This is a genomic window from Microcystis sp. LEGE 00066, from assembly GCF_015207925.1.
Lineage (GTDB): Bacteria > Cyanobacteriota > Cyanobacteriia > Cyanobacteriales > Microcystaceae > Microcystis > Microcystis ichthyoblabe_A.
Genome location: NZ_JADEVX010000319.1, coordinates 1 through 2,458, shown reverse-complemented (window position 1 = coordinate 2,458; position 2,458 = coordinate 1). Strand labels below are relative to the sequence as shown.

The window sequence follows — 2,458 nt, the reverse complement described above, 5'->3', positions numbered from 1 at the left end:
ATTGGGGGAAAAAAATAAATCTATCTGTCGAGTTTCGTCGCTGACTTCTTTGCTGATTTCGACGATTCCCAGGGGAGAAAGTAATTGTTCAAGGTAATTTTTGGCAAATTGGTCATGGGGTTTCATGGACTGAACAGTTAATCGATAATTCTCAATTGTATAGCTATTAAAAAAGTGGGTTATTTAAACCCACTTCTCAAGTGATGATTGGTAGTTTTTAAGATGGGAATTTTCAAATTGTGCCAGAAACTATGCGCAGCCATGGCAATTATTCTCCTTGTCAATAGTTACCAATAGTAAGATTAGACCACCTCTTCGAGAAAATCATAAATTTTATCTAATTGTTCTAAAGTCACTAAACCGTACTGCCAGAGAATCATCGGTAAATGAATTTTATCAGATTGGATCGATCGCTCGGCCATAGCGATCGATTCTTGGGGAAGGGACAATTCCTCTTGTAGAAATTGTCGGAATTGGGAATAGGCAATCGTGGACATAGGGGGACTTTTTCCTCAATAGTATATCTCGTAATTTCAACAAAACACCACCTGATCGGTTTCAAGGACGGTTAGTCTTGCGACCGTTTTTTCTGTATCTAAGCTATCTCGATGATAGAGAGTGCTTTCCTAAAAATCGCTGGCTCTCTTAAGATAGTCCCGTTAGGTCTAGCAGAACTTTGTCTCTGTTTAATCTATAGCAAGAGTCAAGATTATTCAATCTATGACTTGATAGACTATAAAAATCTTAATCGATATGGTTATATCTTAAACAGTATAAGTGCGTAATAGCTTCTAAAAGCCATACTTATATTTCCAGACAAGGGACACTTTTTATAAGAAAGTTAACCCCATTTTCAAAAATTAAGGTCTTGAGATAGACTCAATCTTAATTTTATCTCCTTCTTTCACTCCTAATTCTTTCGCTCGACCCCCAGCTAGTTCGATCACTTGATTAACCATGGTGTTTGGCCCATAGACAGGACAAGGATCCACAGCACAAGGAGGGACATTGAGCAAAACTGCTTTCACTATACCATCTTTTAGAAAAATCATGTCTAGAGGAATCGAGACATTTTTCATCCAAAACCTGGCCATCAGAGGTTGTGCAAAGGGAAATAGCATACCGCGATTCTTCTCCAAAGACAAGCGATACATTAAACCCTTGGCCTGTTGTTCTGGGGTTTGAGCCACTTCTAACTCAATTATCTCACCATTAATATCTGCTTTGGCCGTGATCGGTAATATTTGCCCTTGATTCTCAGTCGTAATCTGAGCCATCGAACTATTATTACCATTGAGATTAGTCGATTGACAACTCAGCAGCAACAAACCTAAAAATAGTATTAACTTGATCTTGAGCATAAATGATTTTTTACCAGTCATCATCAATAGTTATCAATACTTAATTTTCCTAGTATAAGTGAAAAATTAAGCAGATAAGACGGTAACACAAAGTGGCGACAAAAAATATAAAGATAGTATTAAAAACATCTAGCCTGGGGGTGAGCATCTTTCCTGGCGGCTCTTCTAGGTTCTGTGTGATAAGTTTAACTTACATAGAATCGATCAATCTTTGTGTTCTTTGTGTCTTTGTGGTTAGTCTAGCCCCTCGCTAGGAGGAATATATCTTAGAATACATTTTACCCACCAAATCCAAGAGAGCCTCCTAGCGGATTGCTAGAACATATATACTAAAAAAGTTCTCAGAGTTATTGGCCGATTTTCTCCTTCAATTTTGCCCTAGTCCGGCAGCAGTCGATCGCCTTCGTAGGTTAAAATACCACTTATCCATATGATCGATTATTGTAGGCTCAGGAGCAATCACCATGACCGCAGAAAGTATGTTATTTAATGGGCCGATCGTGGCGATCGTTCTCGTCCTCGTCGGATTAGCTTGGGGTTTTCTCCTCCTCAAAATCCAAGGTGGAGAAGCGGAATAGCTTGTTTTTCGGTTCATGGTTACTTTATTAGTAATCATGAACTACTTTTTCCCTTCAAAAGTAATTAAGAGAAAATCAATAACTAAAATTTTATACCCACACCTATGACCACTCCCACGATCGAGTTTTTTGTCGGTTTATCAGAAGAATTAAGCGGTGTTAGTCTCCGCAAAAATAAAAATACCGGGATTCGCAATGTCCTGATGACTTTTAAAACCCTGAAAGCGATCGAACGTTTCCAAAGTTTCACCACTCGTACCTACGGTGATCTCCGTCTCACCGATGAGGAAGGAGTGATTACAGTTATCCCCAACTCGACTAAATTTATTTTTGGAGGAGATGAAGGGGATGAAATTCAACGGGTAGAATGTGGTTTTGAAATCACCGATGAACACTGGGAGCGTTTTCTGCGCTTTATGAATCGTTATGCAGCCGCTAACGGGATGGGGTATCAGGATAAGTGAGAAGTGGGGTGTAGGGTGTAGGGTGTAGGGTGTAGGGTGTGGGGTGTGGGGAAAT

General features: G+C 39.5%; 4 protein-coding genes. 2 read left to right on the top strand and 2 right to left on the bottom strand.

All coding sequences use genetic code 11. The features are described from left to right. Positions 1-302 precede the first annotated feature (302 nt). Together IQ224_RS23040 and IQ224_RS23035 are read right to left on the bottom strand one after the other, a co-directional pair. The gene (locus IQ224_RS23040; RefSeq protein ID WP_002732568.1) at positions 303-497 is read right to left on the bottom strand and encodes a DUF2949 domain-containing protein; all 195 of its coding nucleotides are present in this window, start codon (positions 495-497) and stop codon (positions 303-305) included. A gap of 363 nt (positions 498-860) precedes the next feature. Continuing rightward, positions 861-1,382 carry a DUF192 domain-containing protein gene (locus tag IQ224_RS23035; RefSeq protein ID WP_080612703.1) on the bottom strand — a complete coding sequence of 174 codons (522 nt, stop codon included), beginning with the start codon at positions 1,380-1,382 and terminating at the stop codon, positions 861-863. Between the two features lie 443 nt (positions 1,383-1,825). On the opposite strand from IQ224_RS23035, the gene IQ224_RS23030 reads away from it, so the two are divergent. Then, positions 1,826-1,939, top strand: a complete 114-nt coding sequence (locus IQ224_RS23030) for a PetM family cytochrome b6-f complex subunit 7 (RefSeq protein ID WP_002731506.1) — start codon at positions 1,826-1,828, stop codon at positions 1,937-1,939. Positions 1,940-2,043: 104 nt separating this feature from the next. Continuing rightward, positions 2,044-2,403, top strand: coding sequence for a photosystem II reaction center protein Psb28 (psb28, locus tag IQ224_RS23025; RefSeq protein ID WP_002741752.1), 360 nt, complete (start codon positions 2,044-2,046; stop codon positions 2,401-2,403). Positions 2,404-2,458: the final 55 nt, after the last annotated feature.